The organism is Brevibacterium sp. NPDC049920 (assembly GCF_040656435.1).
GTDB classification, from domain to species: Bacteria; Actinomycetota; Actinomycetes; order Actinomycetales; family Brevibacteriaceae; genus Brevibacterium; species Brevibacterium pityocampae.
Map to the genome: position 1 here is coordinate 230,059 of NZ_JBFAMF010000007.1, position 15,723 is coordinate 245,781.

The window sequence follows — 15,723 nt, forward strand, 5'->3', positions numbered from 1 at the left end:
TATGACCGACATCCCCACGCCCACCCCCGACATCGACCAGAAGACCGTGCGCGGAGTCACCCGCACGGTGCGCGCGGCCAAGGCCGCCTCCTTCGCGCTCGCCGCCGCCTCCACGACGGAGAAGGACGCCGCGCTCGAGGCGATCGCCCGCATCCTCGAGGACAACACCGAGGACATCCGGGCCGCGAACGCCGAGGACATCGAGACCGCCCGGAAGAAGGACACCCCGGAGGCGATGATCGACCGGCTCACCCTCACCGACGAGCGGATCGCGGAAGTCGCCGCCGCGGTGCGCGAGGTCGTGGCGCTGCCGGACCCGGTGGGCGACGTCGTGCTCGGCCGGACCCTGCCCAACGGCATCCTGCTGCGGCAGGAGCGCGTGCCGATGGGCGTCGTCGGCGCGATCTACGAGGCCCGCCCCAACGTCACCGTCGACATCGCGGTGCTCGCACTCAAGAGCGGCAACGCGGTGGTGCTGCGCGGCGGCTCCGCGGCGCGCTCCTCGAACACCCTGCTCATCGAGCTGCTGCGCCGCGCGGTCGCCTCGACCGGGCTGCCCGCCGACGCCGTGCAGGGGATCGACGAGTACGGCCGCGACGGCGCCAAGGTACTCATGCAGGCGCGCGACCACGTCGACCTGCTCATCCCGCGCGGGGGAGCGGAGCTCATCTCCGCAGTCGTGCGCGAATCGATCGTCCCGGTCATCGAGACCGGGGTGGGCAATGTCCACATGTTCCTCGACGCGAGCGCGCCGGTCGGGATGGCCTGCGACCTCGTCATCAACTCGAAGACGCAGCGCCCGAGCGTGTGCAACGCGCTCGAGACCCTGCTCGTCCACGAGAAGGCCGCCAAGCGGGTGCTGCCCCGCTTGCTCGCCCGGCTCGACGAGGCCGGGGTCGTCGTCCACGCCGACGCCGACGTCGCGCAGTTCGCGCCCGAGGGCATGCGGACCAAGCGGGTGACACGCCGCGACTGGGCCAAGGAGTACCTCCAGCTCGAGCTCGCGGTGAAGATCGTCGCCGGGCTCGACGAGGCGATCGAGCACATCCGCGCCTACTCCTCGGGGCACACCGAGGTCATCGTGACCAACGAGCTCGACAAGGCGGAGCGGTTCGTCGCGGCGATCGATTCCGCGGCGGTCGGGATCAACGTGTCGACCCGCTTCACCGACGGCGGCGAGTTCGGGCTCGGGGCGGAGGTGGGGATCTCCACCCAGAAGCTCCACGCGCGCGGCCCCATGGGACTGGCCCAGCTCACCACCACCAAGTGGATCATGCGCGGCAGCGGGCAGGTCCGCGGCTGACACGATCCCCGTCCCACGGCACGGCGCGTGGGGCACCTGCGTACAATGCATGAGAAACTGTTGAGGACCATCACCCCGACCGCACGCGGTCGTGAGACAAGGAGCACTCCGTGACGACGTCCATCCTGCTGGCCCAGGCCGAAGAGGCCCATCACACCGTGGTGGACCTGCCGATGCACCCGATCTTCTTCGGCCTCATCGCGTTCGCGGCGCTCATGCTGCTGATGTTCATCACCATGTCGTGGAAGGGCATCTCGCACCGCCACTGATATGAGTCTCTCCTCACGCCGGGTCGGTGTCATGGGCGGCACCTTCGACCCGATCCACCATGGACACCTGGTCGCCGCCAGCGAGGTGGCGGCCAAGTTCGCGCTCGACGAGGTCGTCTTCGTGCCTACCGGACGCCCGTATCAGAAGAGCATGCGGGAGGTGACGCCGCCTGAGCACCGCTACCTCATGACGGTCATCGCGACGGCGTCGAACCCCCGCTTCACGGTGTCGCGCGTCGACGTCGACCGGCCGGGGGACACGTACACCATCGACACCCTCCGGGATCTGCGGGCGGAGTACGGGGAGACCGCCGAGCTGTTCTTCATCACCGGAGCCGATGCCCTGGCGCAGATCATGACGTGGAAGGACCTCGACGAGCTGTTCTCGATGGCCCATTTCGTCGGTGTGACCCGACCTGGCCACGAGCTCGTCGTCGACGGACTGCCGACGGAGGGCCTGAGCCTGCTGCAGATCCCGGCTCTGGCGATCTCGTCGACGGACTGCCGGGCGCGGGTGGAGGACGATCTGCCGGTCTGGTACCTCGTGCCGGACGGCGTTGTACAGTACATCGCAAAACACGAGTTGTACAGGAGTGAGCATGGCTGAGCAGTTCATGACGCGCAGAGAACGCCGGGAGGCGGAACGGCGCGCGGCTGCTGCCGGTGCCGTACCGACGGAGTCCTCTCCCCAGCCGGGAGATCCCGCTCGGACCGAGGCCCCGACCCAGCAGCCATCGGCCCAGCAGGCGCCTCCGGCCGCCCGCGCGGAGTCTGCGTCTTCGGCGCTGACCCCGCAGTCGGAGATCCCGGCCTTCGAAGACACGCCGTTCGAGCCCGACCGGCACGAACGCGGACCGCTGGCGTCGGACCACCCCCAGCGAGAGGCCGCTCCGCGCGACGCAGCGAGTTCCGTCAACCTCCGGAACCTCCCGGGAGGCACGGGTCGGCCCGGCGTCGGCGCCGATGACATCCCGCACTTCGCCACTCGTGCCGAGCGGAAGCGCTACCTGCGCGAGCACGGGCTCGAGCCGCCCCCGGTCGACGCGGAGGACGGCCCCTCGAGCGGCGAGCAGGATGCCGAGCCCGCTCGGGAGGACGGTGAGCCGCGCAACGGCCCCGGTGCTGCTCCGGAGCACTCGTCCGCTGCGTCCGCACCCGCCGCACCCCCTGCGGCGCCGTCGCCGGCGCCTCCGCCCGCTTCTGCGGAAGAACCGGTCCCCGTACGCCCGGACGCTCCGGCCCGGGACACCGCGGGCCATGATCTCACCGCCCGTCGCCAGGCCGCGGCACGCCCGCAGATCAGCACCGCTACGGCGTCTGCCGCAGACCCGGCCGGACTCGACTTCGGCGGGCCGGACGACTCCGCGGCGAACGGCGCGGCGGCCTCCCGCGCCCGTCGCACCCCGGTGGTGCATCCGCCCACATCGCAGAGCATCCGGGTGGTGACCGGCGCGACCTCGCTCGCCCGCACCCAGGCCGCGATGGACGCCGCCCGCCGCGCCGAGCTCGAGGAGCAGTCCGGGTCCGCTGGGTCCGACTCCGGTCGAGACACCGCCGGGCCCGCTGCCCGGACCGCACCGAGCGGGTCCGCGAAGACGGGCGGAACGCAGACCGGAGCCGGAGCACGGCCCGCGACGTCGACGGACGAGGAGCCGATCGTCTCCCGGCCCGCCGCCGAGCACACCTCGGACGACGAGCAGGTGCGTCGGGCCGCGGCGCACCCGCCCACCCAGCCGATCTCCTCGGTCGACGCCGACGAGGACGGCGAGTCCGACGGACTGGTGTGGGATCTGCCCAACGCGGAGGTGGGCGAGGAGATCGAGAACCCTCCCGCGTCGCCGCTGAGCGCACGCAACGTCACCGGCCAGGACGGCGACATCCTCATCGGGGAGCGTCCTTCGAAGGTGCCCTACGTCCTGCTCGGGGTGTCTGCGGCGATCGCGCTCGTCCTCGTCGTCATCGCGCTCCTGCTGATCTTCTGATTCCCGACCCGCTCGCTCCCGCCCTCTGCACCTCGATGCCCCCGAAAGGACATGCGTGACGGCCACTCCCGCAGCCACCGCACTCGCCCGCACCGCCGCCGCAGCCGCCGCCGACAAGCTCGGGACCGACATCGTCGGCCTCGACGTCAGCGCCCAGCTCGCGCTCACCGACGTCTTCGTCATCGCCTCCGCGACCAACGAGCGCCAGGTCAAGGCCATCGTCGACGGCGTGGAGGAGGCGCTCCTCAAGGAGCACGACGTCAAGCGCGTGCGGCGTGAGAACGGCGACGGGAACTGGGTGCTCATCGACTTCGACGACATCGTCGTCCACGTGTTCACCGAGGAGGACCGGCAGTTCTACGCCCTCGAGCGGCTGTGGAGCGACTGCCCGGTCGTCGACCTCGACCTGCCTGCCGTCGCCGGTGCTGACGCCGCGGAGACCCGCGGCACCGCGGAGGCCTGAGCCGTGGTCGCCTCGCTCATCCTGCTGCGCCACGGGCAGACGGACTACAACGCCGAAGGACGATTCCAGGGTCAAGCGGACATCCCGCTCAACGAGCTCGGCCGCTCCCAGGCCCGCGCGGCCGCCGAGGCGCTCGCCGGCTCCGGCATCGACCGGATCGTGTCCTCCGACCTCGCCCGTGCCTACGAGACCGCCCAGGCCCTGGCGGCCCGGACCGGCGCTGGGCTCGAGGCGGACCCGCTGCTCCGCGAGATCTCCGTCGGGGAATGGCAGGGTCGCACCCGGTCGGAGATCGCGGAGATCTGGCCCGACCAGCTCGCCGCCTGGCAGTCCGGCGTGGACATGCGCCCCCCGGGCGGGGAGAGCCGCAGGGAGTCCTCGGCCCGCGTCGTCGCAGCGATCCGCGAGATCGTCGCCGGCGCCGGAGCGGAGGAGACGCTCGCCGTCGTCGCCCACGGCGCTGTGCTCCGCGGGGCCGCCGAGGAGCTCCTCGGCCTGGGCCGCGAGGGCGCCGGGTACCTCGGCGTCATGGCGAACTGCGGCTACGGCGTGCTCACCCCGCGCCGCGACACCTGGGTGCTGCGCTCCTGGGGCGCGAGCTCCGACCCCGCCGCCATCGCCTGATCCGGCGCCGGATCAGCGTCGCGTCCGCTCGGCGTGGAGGGAGCGGGCGAGGTCGAGGAGCACCTCGGCGGACGATTCCCAGGAGAACTCTGCGGCCCTGACCTGCGCCGCCTGGGCGCGGGCGGCCCACACCTCGGGCACGGACAGCGCGGAGACGGCGTGCGCGATGTCGGCGGGATCGTGCGGGTCGAAGAACTCCGCGACCCCGTCGGCGAGCTCCCGGAAGATCGGCAGCTCGCTCACCGCGACGGGCACCCCGCGCGCCATCGCCTCGACGACGGGGAGCCCGAAGCCCTCGTCGAGCGAGGCCGTGACGAGCGCAGTCGCCGAATCGAGGAGCGCGGCATACTCCTCGTCGCTCGCCCCGCGGTGGAACACGACGCGCGCCCGGTCGGGGACGAGCGCCCGCAGCTCCCGCTCGCGGGCCGGGGTGATCCGGCTCGGCAGGTGGAGCGTCCAGCCCGGCAGGTGCGCGAGCGCGCGGATGAGCGCCTCGACGTTCTTGTAGGGGAGGAACGCCCCCATGTAGACGAGCGAGCGGGCGTCGTGGCCGGGCGCGCGGGCAGGCAGCTCCGGCGGGGGAGCGACGGCATTGGGCACGACGTGCACCGGCCGCGAGGTGAGCGCATGCTCGGCGACGAGCCGGGCCGTCGTGCGGCTCACCACCGCGACGGCGTCCGCGCGGTCGAGCATCAGCCGCTGCGGCCAGTACGCCCGGTGGTAGAGCCGCCACGCCCCGCGCACCACCGCCGGCAGGTCCGCCGGCGGCTGCGGGTGCGCGTAGTAGATGAGGTCGTGGAGGGTGAGGACGAGCGCGTGGTCGCGGCCCCAGGAGCCCATCACCTGCATCGTCGAGAACACGACATCGGCACCCAGGGCGTCGAGCCGCTTGGCGATGGTCAGCTCGGCCGGGGACATCGGATGGTTGAGGACGACGTACGGGGTGTCGGGCAGCAGCGCGAGCTGCGCCTCGTCGTGGATGATCGCGATGACCTCGATCTCGGTCCCGCGGGTGACCTCGAGGAGTGCGGCGAGCAGGCACGAGCCGTAGCGGGAGATCCCGTCGTGGCGATCGGTGCGGGTGAACCGGGCATCGAAGAACAGCTTCATGGTGCATCAGCCTAGAGGAGTGCGCCCATGCCTCGGCGGGCCGAGCCGATGAGCGTCCGGACCGGTTTGTCGACTCTCCGTCGGCTCTCACCATTTTGCTGAGGATCGTACAGTTTCGCTAGGATCGACAACCATGAAGTCAATGGTCGGGACCCGGATGTCCTCGTGTGCATCGCGTGGCAGGACGGGAGCCGTCGACACATGACGATCCTCGTGACCGTGGGCATCCTCGCAGCCCTCCTCGTCCTCACCCCGCTCGTCACCGCCGGGCTCGGACGCCATGCCGGGTGGGTGCTGGGAGTCGCGTATCTGGCCGCGGCCGCGGCCTTCCTGCCCGCTGTCACCGAGGTCCTCGCCGGCGGCACCGTCGAAGCCGCCTGGGAATGGGTCCCGAGCCTCGACGTCGCCCTGGCCTTCCGGGTCGACGGGATCGGCGTGGTCTTCACCCTCATCGCCCTCGTCATCGGCGCGTTCGTGCTCTTCTACTCGACGGCCTACCTGTCGCCGGGCCCGAACCTCAGCTTCTACTGGCTCATGGCGACCTTCACCTTCGCGATGGTCGTGCTCGTCCTCACCGACGACCTGCTCGTGCTCTTCATCGCGTGGGAGGTCACCTCGCTCGCGTCGTTCATGCTCATCGCCCGCTCGGGCGCCGCCGCCCACCCGGCGTCGCTGCGCACGATGTTCATCACCTTCATCGGCGGTCTCGGCCTGCTCGTGGCGATCGGCTTCATCATCGCCCGCACCGGCACGACCTCGATCCACGCCGCGCTCACCGACGAGGTGTGGGGCGCCGATCCGGCATTCACCACGACGGTCGCACTGCTCGTCGCGCTCGCCGCGATGACGAAGTCCGCGCAGTTCCCGTTCCACTCCTGGCTGCCCGACGCGATGGCCGCCGCCACTCCGGTGAGCGCCTATCTCCACGCCGCGGCGGTCGTCAAGGCCGGCATCTTCCTCCTCATCCGGTTCAGCCCGGCCTTCCACTCCACCCCGGCCTGGAACGCGGTGCTCATCGTCGCCGGACTCATCACCACCGCGATCGGCGGCTGGTTCGCCCTCAACCAGGTCGACCTCAAGAAGCTCATGGCCTACTCGACGGTGAGCCAGCTCGGCCTCATCGTCGCCGCGATCGGCGTCGGCACCGAGCTCGCGCTCTCTGCCGCCGTGCTCCACGTCATCGCCCATGCCCTGTTCAAGTCCGGCCTGTTCATGATGGTCGGCGTCGTCGACCACATCGGCCACACCCGCGACTTCGGGAAGATTCCGCAGCTCTTCCGCGTGTCCCCGCTCGCCTTCGTCGTCACGATCATCGGCACCGCCTCGATGGCCGGCATCCCGCCGCTGCTCGGCTTCGCCTCGAAGGAGACCGTGTTCATGGGACTCGGCGAGGCGCCGGGTGCGGCGTGGACCGGCTGGGCCGCGCTCATCGCCGCGGCCGCGGCCTCCGTGCTCACCTTCGCCTACTGCGCCAAGGTCGTGTTCGGCGCGTTCGTCGACGGTCCGGCCCCGGACCGGGAGCGGCTCGGACGCACCGACGGCGTCATGCTCACCTTCGCAGCGCTGCCGATCCTCGCCTCTGTGCCGCTGGCCTTCATGCTCCCGACGGTCGAGCGCCTCGTCGTCCCCGCGGCCGCTGCCGCACTGCCCGGCACCGACCCCCACCCGCACCTCGCGCTGTGGCACGGGATCTCCCCGGAGCTCATCGCCTCGATCCTCATCATCGCCGCCGGCATCGCCATCATCCTCGCCCGCCGCACGGTGTTCCCGTTCTTCATGCGTGCCCGCCTGCCGTTCGACGGCGCCGATGTCATCAGCGGCATCACCCGCGGCCTCGAGTCCGCCGGCCGCGGCGCCAGCGGACTCGTCGCCCCGGTCCGCGCCGCGCCGCACGTGCGCGCGATCCTCGGACTGCTCTCCCTCGTGATCTTCGGCGGCACCCTGGCGATCGCGCTCGGCCCCGGTCTGCCGCCGGTGCAGCCGAACCTGTCGCGCCCGATCGACCTCGTCCTCCTCGTCCTCATCGGCTTCTCCGTGCTCGCCGTGTGCTTCGCGCGCTCGCGGATGACCGCGACGGTCGCGCTGTCGGCCGTCGGCATCCTTGCGACCGTGCAGATCATGGCGCTCGGCGCCCCCGACGTCACACTCACCCAGCTGCTCGTCGAGGCGATGACGATCATCGTCATCATGCTCGTCCTGCAGAAGCTCCCGCGCACCTTCTGGCGGTACCGCAAGCGCACGCAGACCCGGCGCGGGATCTTCGCCGTGTTCGTCGGCGTCGCCGTCGGCACCGCGGTGTGGGTGATGACCGGTCGCCGGGAGCGCTCCGAGATCGCGCTCTACTACCTCCACGAGGCCCCGGAGATCAGCGGCGGCTCGAACATCGTCAACACGATCCTCGTGGAGTTCCGTGCACTCGATACGCTCGGCGAGCTCACCGTGCTCGGGATGGCCGGGATCGCGATCGTCGCGGTGCTGTCCTCGGTCCGCGACAAGTTCATCGACCCGCACGCCGCGGACATCCCCGAGGTGCCGCGCACCCCGTGGCTCAGCCTGCGACCGCGCGGCTCGGTCGCCCATCGCGCCGTCATGGTCGCCTGGCCCAACGTCATCCCGATGCAGCTCATGGTGCGCGTCCTCGGCCCGATCCTCGCGATCGCCTCCGCGCTGATCTTCTGGCGCGGCCACAACGAGCCCGGCGGCGGCTTCATCGCCGCGCTCGTCGGCTCCGCGATCGTCGGCCTGCTCTACATGTCGACCTCGAAGGACCGCGCGATCGGTCCGCCGCGCGCCCCGCTCATCCTCATCGGCGGCGGCGTCATGGTCGCCGTCCTCACCGGGTTCGTCGGCCTGATCTTCGCCGGCTCCTTCCTCGAACCGATCCACGGGTACATCTTCGGCGAGCACTTCACCACCTCGCTGCTGTTCGACGTCGGCGTGTACATGGCCGTGGTAGGACTCATCCTCGTGTCCTTCAACCTGCTCGGCACCTCGGACTCGGCGTTCACCCCGGCCGGCGACGACGTCCTCACCGACGGGCAGATGCAGCGCGACGTCGACGCGCTGCCGTTCGAGGGCACGCGCGAGCGCGCGGACGAGATGATGTACGGCGAGCTCCACGGCCCGCTCGACGCGACCCGCGGCGAGCGCCCGCAGGCCGGTGCGCTCGTCAAGCCCCAGCGGAGGAGCCGGCTCGGCGTGCGGTCGAAGCACATGTCCACCGGCGAGCAGCACCAGGAGCGTGGCGAATGATCCTCGCAGTGACCGTCGGAATCCTCGTCGCCGGAGGCGTCTACCTGCTGCTGCAGCGCTCCATGGTGCGCGCGGTGTTCGGACTCACGCTGATCTCCCACGCGGCGAACTTCGCGCTGCTCGCCTCCGGGGTGACAGCATGGCGCGGCGAGCCGCTCGAAGGGCGCACCGACCCCTCGATCGCCGCGGACCCGCTGCCCCAGGCGTTCGTGCTCACCGCGATCGTCATCACGCTCGCGATCACGATCTTCATGCTCGCGATGGCCGTGCTCGGCCACGACGACGACCAGCACACGCCGCCGAACACGGGGGAGGCCCGCGAACAGTGAACTCCGCTCTCCTCCTGCTCATCATCGCGATCCCGCTCGGCGCCTCGGCGCTGTCGACGATCGTCCGCTCCCGGCTCCTCGACCGGATCCTCCTCATCGGCATCCCCGCCCTCATCACGGCGGCGGGCCTGTACCTGCTCGCGGTGCACACCCGGGAGCCGGTGATCGCGCATTCCGTGGGCGGCTTCGTGGACGGACTGGCGATCCCGTTCGTGTCCGACACCTTCGCCGCACTGCTGCTCACCGTCACCTCGATCGCCGCGCTCGTGTGCTCGTGGTTCCTCATCGCCACCGGCGAGGACCAGTACCGATTCATGCCCGCGCTCATCCTCATGATGCTCACCGGCGTGTACGGCGCGATCCTCACCGGTGATCTCTTCAACCTCTTCGTCTTCGTCGAGGTCATGGTGCTGCCGTCCTACGCACTCATCGCGGTGACCGGCACCTGGCGGCGGCTCGGGGTGGGCCGGATGTTCGTCATGGTCAACCTCCTGACCTCGACGATCCTGCTCATCGGCGTCGGCTTCGTCTACGGCTCGCTCGGCACGGTCAACCTCGCGCTCATCGCGGAGATGGAGGAGATCCCACCGGCCGGGCAGCTCGCGATCGGCGTCGTGCTCACCGCGCTGTTCGTCAAGGCCGGTGCCGCGCCGGTGCACGGCTGGCTCGTCCGCAGCTACCCGAACACCTCCGCCGGCATGATGGCGCTGTTCTCCGGTCTCCACACCAAGGTCGCGCTCTATGCGATCTACCGGGTCTACTCCTCGGTGTTCGTCGAGCCCCCGGTCTGGTCGTGGGTCGTCGCGGTCATCGTCGTCGTCACCATCCTGCTGGCGGTGCTCTCCGCGTTCGGCGAGATCCGCGTGCGCAACGTGCTCGCCTTCCAGATGGTGTCCGGCGTCGGCCACATCCTCATCGGCGTCGTCCTCATGAGTGCCGCCGCGCTGTCCGCCGGCACCTTCTACCTCACCCACCACATCATCACCATGGCGGGACTGCTGCTGACCATGGGTGCCGTCGAGCAGACCTACGGCACGGGCGCGTTCAAGAAGCTCTCCGGGGTAGCCGGGCGCGAGAAATGGGCGACCGTGCTCATGGTGGTCGGCCTGTTCTCCCTCATCGGCCTGCCCCCGACCTCCGGCGTGTGGGGCAAGATCGGGCTCATCCGGGCCTCGGCGGCGGACGAGTCCGTGCTCGGCCCCGTGCTCATCGGCGCAGTGATCCTCGGGTCGCTCATCAGCATCCTCGCCCTCCAGCGGCTGTGGGCGAACTCCTTCTGGGGGGAGCCGATGACGCACTACCACCCGGACTCGCTGAGCACCGGGCGCGCCGCGCTCACCGAGCTGCCGGACTCCGTGCGGATCCGCACGCGGCTGCTCCTGCCGGGCACGGTGATGATCGCGCTGTCCGTCGGTCTGTTCCTGTTCCCTGATCTGCTGTTCGCGGTGACCGAGCGGGCCGCGGAGGACCTCCTGCACACGGTCCCCTACATCGAGGCGGTGCGCACACGATGATGAATCCGTTCCGGGCGATCGGCTACAGCCTGTGGATCGGCAAGGAGATCGTCACCGGCACCGTCGATGTCCTCACGGGGATCTTCAAGGCCGGGGAGTACGGTCGGCCGATGATCGTCGAGCTCCCGCTGCGCTGCGAGACGGACGTCGAGATCACCCTCATGGCCTCCTCGATCACCATCACTCCGGGCACGCTCGTCGTCGCCTCGGCAGCGGCGGACGAGCGGTCGCGTGCGACGCTCTTCGTCCATGCGCTGTTCGGGGAGTCCGAGGCGGACGTGCTCGAGGGCCTGTACGAGATGGAGGACCGGCTGCTGCACATGACGCGCGGACGGAAGCCCGAGCCGATCAGCAGGGGGGCCGCCGTCCAGAGGCCGAGCGGTGACGCCGGCTCGCCGGGAGAATCCGGGACGACCGGTGAAGCCGGATCGACGGAGAGGAGTGCCCAGTGACCATCGTGCTGTGGATCTGCATCGGCCTGCTCGCGCTGGCGATCGTGGTGGGCCTCTCCCGGGTGCTCACCGCCAAGGACATGGGCTCGCGGGCGATCGTCGGCGACCTCGTGTACTTCTCCGCGATCGGCATCCTCACCTTCATCGCGATGCTCGTCGACCTCTCGATCGTGCTCGACGTGATCTTCCTGTCGTCGATGCTCGGCATCCTCGCCACCGTGGCCCTGTCCCGCATCCAGACGAGGGGGCACCGCTGATGATCCCGGACACGCTCGCCATCACCCTCGTCGGGGTCTTCGGGATCACCGGCAGCGCCATCGTGCTCCTCTGTGCGGTCGCGATGTTCCGCGCGAACGATGCGCTGTCGCGGATCAACGTGTTCTCACCGGCGACGGGACTGGCGATGCCGCTCATCCTGCTCGCCGCCTACATCTACACGCTGTGGCACGACGGTTTCAGCCTCACCCGCCTCTTCATGGCGGTCGCCGGCTTCCTCGCGCTCATCGTCGTGTCCTCGGTCGCGTCGAACGTGCTCTCGCGCTCGACCTTCGCCGGGGGTGCTCCGGTGTGGCGTCATACCTCGCCCAACCGCCTGTCCGAGGCGCCCGGGGACGAGGACGCCGGCCTCACCGAGTACGAGTCGACCCTCGCCGACTTCGATATCGACGACTCCGAGCACTGAGAGGCGCCCTGCGGGCCCGGGCACCCTCCTGGCACCCGCCCGGCGCCCTGCTGGCACCCTGGCGGCGTCGCACTGACCGCCGATGCGAGAGTTTCTGCCCGCGGCGACCGAATCGTCGCTGATCAGGGTTCCCTGGGCGGAGATTCAGATGCTCTCCGGAGAAACCCCTGCATTCACCGGTGGTGGCGCACGGCTGCGCGTGCGCCGTCCGGGCGTCAGGGCTGGAGGCGGTGCGTGGTCCAGGCAGCGCCGGATTCCGTGCGCGAGTACTCGAGCCGCCGGTGGAGGCGGTCGGGGCTGCCGTGCCAGAACTCGATCCGCTCGGGTACGAGGACGAAGGCATGCCAGTGCTCGGGACGGGGGATCGGCGCCGCGGACTCCTCGAGCTCCCGCGCGGCCGTGGAGAGCGCGGACTCCTCGGTGAGCTCGGCGCTCTGGTAGGAGTGCGAGGAGGTGGCGCGGGCGCCTCGGGGGCGGTCCTCCCAGATCGCGTCGGAGACGGCGTCGGGGAGCGCGCGCACCACTCCCTCGACGGTGATCTGCTGGAGCGTCTCGCGCCAGTAGAAGTTGAGCGCTGCGTGCGGGTTCGCCGCGAGGTGGGCGCCCTTGCGGCTGCGCGCGGTGAAGCTCAGCTCCGGCCCGTCGTCGCCGATCCCCTTGAGGAGCACCGTGCGCAGGGCGACCCGCCCATCTGCTGCAGCGGTGGCGAGGGCGGCGGCGTGCGGCTCGCGCACATCGCGGTCCTCTGCGTCGCCGATCCACTGTCGGAGCAGGGCGAGCGGGTCCGCGGGCGGGGAGTCGAACTCCGGCAGATGCAGCGTCGCATCGCCGCTGAGCGTGCGCGGTTCCTTCATGCTCGCAGTGTAGACGACCGACTGCCGGCGGTCAGCGGGTGCCGGTGGCGCAGCGTGCGGTGTTCACGCGGGGTCTGCCGGATGTTCGTGCTCAGCGCACCAGGCGGACCTCGGCAAGGTCCTCGAGGTCGTCCTCCACCCGGTGCGCGCCGTCCCGGGCGAACCCGTTGCGGGCGTAGAAGCGCCGGGCGCGGGGATTCTCCTCAGCGACCCACAGGGAAGCCGGCGCATCGCCGATCGCCGAGTCGAGCAGCGCCTGGCCTGCTCCGGTGCCGTGGTGAGCGGCGAGGACGTAGAGCGTGAACAGCTCCAGCGGGCGCACCGGCGGGGTGTCCCGGGACGGCCCGTGGATCGCGAAACCCACCGGGCGCCCGTCGACCCGGGCGACGCGGATCCGCTCTGCGGCATCAGGGTGGGAGAGCGAGGAGCGCCACATGTCCTCCCGCTTCCGCAGGGCCTCATCGCCGAAGAACCGGGCGGGCAGGAGAGAGCTGTAGGTCTCCCGCCAGGCCTGCACGTGGATCCGGGCGAGGTCCGCCCAGTCGGAGGGACGCGGCTGTGCCACGGTGAACGGGGTCGGATCCTCCATGGAGGCACCCTATCCGGGTGCGGAGCCGCGGTCAGCGACCGGGGTGCCGGTCGGCGAAGTCCTCGAGGAGCCGGGCCGTGGGTTCGGGCCGTTCGTAGTGGACGAGGTGCCCGACGCCGTCGAACACATGCGAGCGGGCATCGGGCAGCGCGTCGACGAAGGCGCGGGTGGGAGCGGGCGGTGCGATCGAATCGGCGCCCCCGGAGATCACGAGCACGGGCATGGTGAGGGCTGGGGCCGCCTCGGCGGCGGTGTGGGACACGGACATGTCGAACGCCTGGGCGAGGGAATCCCGGTCGCTGTACGTCGAGAAGTACCGGCGGTGCTGATCGTGGATGTAGCGGCGCAGACCGGGGTCCCGGGTGGTCGCCATGACCTCGCTCATCCCGCGCACGATGAGCGGGTGCCCGAGCACGGCATCGCCGGCCCGCTCCGGCAGCCGGGCGGAGAGCGCGTAGTAGACGCGGGCGAGGTGCGAGGCGAGGCGCGACGGCCCCTCGAGCGCGGGCGAGGTGATCGGGTTGATGAGTGCGAGCGCGTCGAGCGGATGGTTCTGCCGAGCGAGGCGGTCGGCGAGGTGGGCGACGAGGATCGAGCCGAAGGAGTGACCGACGACGAGCGGCCGGGTGCCGAACCGCTGTTCGACTACGCCGAGGAGCCCGTCGAGGAAGCCGACGTAGGAGCCGAGGGTGAGTCCGCCGGGCAGGGGAGCGGTCGCCCCGAAGCCGGGGAGGTCGGGGACGACGACCGGGCGGCGGCGGACGTGGTGGGCGATGAGGTCCATGCCGTGGTGATCGCCGCGGAAGCCGTGGACGAGGAGCAGCGGGCGGGCCGCCGTGACCGGATCCGTCGGCGCGGAGGCGCGTGCCGGGTGTTCCCAGACCGCGGTCGGGTGGACGCCGCCGGGCACCGGCACGTTGAGGTCCACCCGGGAGGAATCGATCCAGCTCATAGGGGCCAGCCTAGCGAGCGCGACCGGGTGCTCGGTGGGCGCCGGGCTGTGTGGACCGGGCCGTCCGGCGGTCGTCGATGAAGGTTCTGCGGCGGCGGCCTCGCCGATTTTGCAAACGGTCCGGGACTGAGTACTATGGTTCGAGTCGCCCGGAGTTCCGGGAGGCACCTTTCGGGGGTATGGCGCAGTTGGTAGCGCGTCTCCATGGCATGGAGAAGGTCAGGGGTTCGAATCCCCTTACCTCCACCAGAAGGTCGTTGTTCAAACCAGCGACATCACCGGTTTGAGTTCTAGACTCCGCCGTCCGTCCTTGTTGACGGACGGCGAGGGTCTGGACGTCGGGGTTGAGGAACACGGTGAACGGGACGCCGGGTTCGCCGTGGATGGAGTCTTCGTCTTGGACGATGAGCTTGTCGAAGAAGGCTTGGTTGGCGATCCGTCGTAGTGAGTCGTCGATGCTCATGTAGATGGCGTGCATGTCGCCTGCGAGGGCGAGGCAGTCGTCCAGGTGGGCTTTCGCTTGGTCGTACTCGATGTCGCCGGCCTTGATCTGCGCATCGAGGAACACGAGCCGTCGGGCGATGCGACGCTGCTCGGAGCCGAGCAGGTCGAGGGGCACGGCTCCGGCGTAGTGGGCCTGCATGAGCTTGGTGCGCTCATCGCGGAGCGCGTCGCGTTCGATCTTGTACGCCTGGCTCTCCTGCTTGGCGACGGCGTGGAGCCGGTCGAACTCGCCGGTGACCAGCTCACGGAGCGCGGTCACGACGTGTTCGGCTATCTGCACCTGTCGGTAGTGGTCCTCGACGGCGGCTTCGATGTCGGGCACGAACATGGACTTGCGCTCGCAGTTGGTGCGCTTCGCGTGCCGGCCGGAGCACATGAAGTACGGGTAGACGACCCCGCGGCGGCTCCTGGCGTTGGTCAGCGTCAGCCGGGACCCGCACTCCCCGCAGTACAGGCTTCCCTTGAGGTAGTGGTCGTGGGATTGAGTCTTCTCTCCAGATGTCTGATGCGCGTTCAGAACGGCCTGAACTCGGTACCAGACCTCGGGCGCGACCAGGGGTTCGTGGATGCCGTCGTAGCTGGCGCCGCGGAACCGGACGCTGCCCTTGTAGTAGGGGTTGGTGAGCATTTTGTGGATCGTAGACAGCACCGGCGGCTTGGAGGGCCGCTTCGGGGTGGGCACGGTCGTCAGACCCCGGTCGATCAGCTCCTCACGCAGGCTGATCGTGGAGTGGTTACCGGTGGCGTAGTGAATCGTCCTTGGTTTGATTGAGGGTAAGCCAAACATCCTGAAAGGACATCGATTCTCTGATGGCCCCGTCGAAATACCCCCAAGAACTCCGTG

At 70.2% G+C, this 15,723-nt stretch carries 16 protein-coding genes, 1 tRNA gene and 1 pseudogene; 13 read left to right on the forward strand and 5 right to left on the reverse strand.

The genetic code is table 11. The features are described 5' to 3' along the window. Position 1: 1 nt before the first annotated feature. From AB0I45_RS09450 to AB0I45_RS09475, 6 genes are all read left to right on the forward strand, one after another. The gene (locus AB0I45_RS09450) at positions 2-1,303 is read left to right on the forward strand and encodes a glutamate-5-semialdehyde dehydrogenase (protein ID WP_137319470.1); all 1,302 of its coding nucleotides are present in this window, start codon (positions 2-4) and stop codon (positions 1,301-1,303) included. Between the two features lie 110 nt (positions 1,304-1,413). Beyond that, positions 1,414-1,572 (forward strand): hypothetical protein, encoded by a 159-nt coding sequence (locus AB0I45_RS09455; RefSeq protein ID WP_247619137.1) that lies wholly within the window; start codon positions 1,414-1,416, stop codon positions 1,570-1,572. 1 nt (position 1,573) lies between these two features. Next, positions 1,574-2,179, forward strand: coding sequence for a nicotinate-nucleotide adenylyltransferase (nadD, locus tag AB0I45_RS09460; protein WP_265808577.1), 606 nt, complete (start codon positions 1,574-1,576; stop codon positions 2,177-2,179). Further along, entirely contained in the window at positions 2,172-3,554 is a 1,383-nt protein-coding gene (locus AB0I45_RS09465) for a hypothetical protein (RefSeq protein ID WP_295688688.1), read from the forward strand. Before nadD ends, AB0I45_RS09465 begins: the two co-directional genes overlap by 8 nt. Positions 3,555-3,609: 55 nt before the next feature. Then, positions 3,610-4,017: a ribosome silencing factor gene (rsfS, locus tag AB0I45_RS09470; protein WP_137319473.1), complete on the forward strand. Its 408-nt coding sequence runs from the start codon at positions 3,610-3,612 to the stop codon at positions 4,015-4,017. Positions 4,018-4,020: 3 nt separating this feature from the next. After that, positions 4,021-4,641: a histidine phosphatase family protein gene (locus AB0I45_RS09475; RefSeq protein WP_137319474.1), complete on the forward strand. Its 621-nt coding sequence runs from the start codon at positions 4,021-4,023 to the stop codon at positions 4,639-4,641. 12 nt (positions 4,642-4,653) lie between these two features. Here the strand turns inward: AB0I45_RS09475 and AB0I45_RS09480 are convergent, their stop codons facing one another. Further along, positions 4,654-5,751: a glycosyltransferase family 1 protein gene (locus AB0I45_RS09480; RefSeq protein ID WP_295688685.1), complete on the reverse strand. Its 1,098-nt coding sequence runs from the start codon at positions 5,749-5,751 to the stop codon at positions 4,654-4,656. A 201-nt stretch (positions 5,752-5,952) separates the two neighbouring features. On the opposite strand from AB0I45_RS09480, the gene AB0I45_RS09485 reads away from it, so the two are divergent. The 6 genes from AB0I45_RS09485 to AB0I45_RS09510 are packed head-to-tail and all read left to right on the forward strand — an operon-like array spanning position 5,953 to position 11,980. Next, positions 5,953-9,003 carry a DUF4040 family protein gene (locus AB0I45_RS09485; protein ID WP_295688683.1) on the forward strand — a complete coding sequence of 1,017 codons (3,051 nt, stop codon included), beginning with the start codon at positions 5,953-5,955 and terminating at the stop codon, positions 9,001-9,003. Next, positions 9,000-9,332 carry a cation:proton antiporter subunit C gene (locus tag AB0I45_RS09490; protein ID WP_137319477.1) on the forward strand — a complete coding sequence of 111 codons (333 nt, stop codon included), beginning with the start codon at positions 9,000-9,002 and terminating at the stop codon, positions 9,330-9,332. The genes AB0I45_RS09485 and AB0I45_RS09490 overlap by 4 nt, the downstream gene beginning before the upstream one ends. After that, positions 9,329-10,846 carry a monovalent cation/H+ antiporter subunit D family protein gene (locus AB0I45_RS09495; RefSeq protein WP_295688682.1) on the forward strand — a complete coding sequence of 506 codons (1,518 nt, stop codon included), beginning with the start codon at positions 9,329-9,331 and terminating at the stop codon, positions 10,844-10,846. Before AB0I45_RS09490 ends, AB0I45_RS09495 begins: the two co-directional genes overlap by 4 nt. Beyond that, entirely contained in the window at positions 10,843-11,298 is a 456-nt protein-coding gene (locus AB0I45_RS09500; protein WP_295688680.1) for a Na+/H+ antiporter subunit E, read from the forward strand. Before AB0I45_RS09495 ends, AB0I45_RS09500 begins: the two co-directional genes overlap by 4 nt. After that, positions 11,295-11,555, forward strand: a complete 261-nt coding sequence (locus tag AB0I45_RS09505) for a hypothetical protein (protein WP_265808583.1) — start codon at positions 11,295-11,297, stop codon at positions 11,553-11,555. The genes AB0I45_RS09500 and AB0I45_RS09505 overlap by 4 nt, the downstream gene beginning before the upstream one ends. Then, entirely contained in the window at positions 11,555-11,980 is a 426-nt protein-coding gene (locus tag AB0I45_RS09510) for a monovalent cation/H(+) antiporter subunit G (protein ID WP_137319481.1), read from the forward strand. The genes AB0I45_RS09505 and AB0I45_RS09510 overlap by 1 nt, the downstream gene beginning before the upstream one ends. Positions 11,981-12,195: 215 nt before the next feature. Here the strand turns inward: AB0I45_RS09510 and AB0I45_RS09515 are convergent, their stop codons facing one another. From AB0I45_RS09515 to AB0I45_RS09525, 3 genes are all read right to left on the reverse strand, one after another. After that, positions 12,196-12,834, reverse strand: coding sequence for a pyridoxal 5'-phosphate synthase (locus AB0I45_RS09515; RefSeq protein ID WP_295688677.1), 639 nt, complete (start codon positions 12,832-12,834; stop codon positions 12,196-12,198). 91 nt (positions 12,835-12,925) lie between these two features. Then, a complete protein-coding gene (locus tag AB0I45_RS09520) occupies positions 12,926-13,423 on the reverse strand; it encodes a GNAT family N-acetyltransferase (protein WP_247619128.1) in 498 nt (165 codons plus the stop codon). Between the two features lie 31 nt (positions 13,424-13,454). After that, positions 13,455-14,375, reverse strand: a complete 921-nt coding sequence (locus tag AB0I45_RS09525; protein WP_295688673.1) for an alpha/beta hydrolase — start codon at positions 14,373-14,375, stop codon at positions 13,455-13,457. 173 nt (positions 14,376-14,548) lie between these two features. Here AB0I45_RS09525 and AB0I45_RS09530 point away from each other — a divergent pair. After that, positions 14,549-14,624, forward strand: a tRNA-Ala gene (locus tag AB0I45_RS09530). A 550-nt stretch (positions 14,625-15,174) separates the two neighbouring features. Here the strand turns inward: AB0I45_RS09530 and AB0I45_RS09535 are convergent. Then, positions 15,175-15,666: pseudogene (locus AB0I45_RS09535) on the reverse strand (recombinase zinc beta ribbon domain-containing protein); the annotation flags it as partial. Between the last annotated feature and the right edge of the window lie 57 nt (positions 15,667-15,723).